Below are 565 nucleotides of genomic sequence, written 5' to 3'. Positions count from 1 at the left end.
ATTTGCCGGTGTGGCCGAGACAAAAACGGCCTGGCGCATCTTGGCTTCAAACTCTTCGAACTTGAGCGGCCGGTTGTCCAGCGCGCTCGGCAGGCGAAAACCGTATTCCACCAGCGTGGTTTTGCGTGCGCGGTCGCCGTTGTACATGGCGTTGAGCTGACCGATCATGACGTGGCTCTCGTCGAGAAACATCACGGCATCCTTGGGCAGGTAATCGCACAGCGTCGAAGGGGGCGAACCCGGCGGGGAGCCGCTCAGGTGACGGGTGTAGTTCTCGATTCCCTTGCAGTGGCCGATTTCACTGAGCATCTCCAGGTCAAACCGGGTGCGCTGCTCAATGCGCTGGGCTTCCACCAGCTTGCCGTCCGCGACGAACTGGGCCACCCGCTCGGACAGCTCCAGCTTGATGGTTTCCACGGCGGTCATGACCTTGTCGCGTGGCGTGACGTAGTGGCTTTTGGGATAGACCACAAAACGCGGGATTTTCTGGCGTATGCGGCCTGTCAGTGGATCAAACAACTGCAGCGACTCGATCTCGTCGTCGAAAAGCTCGATGCGTATGGCC

The 565-nt window shown here is 59.8% G+C and carries 1 pseudogene; it reads right to left on the bottom strand.

What is annotated here, in order from left to right:
• Nucleotides 1–565: pseudogene (locus AC1DWI_RS25905) on the bottom strand (excinuclease ABC subunit B); the annotation flags it as partial.

The organism is Polaromonas sp. P3_C2 (assembly GCF_056402675.1).
Note: the sequence above shows the minus strand (reverse complement) of the source record. Positions and strands in the feature narration are given on the sequence as shown.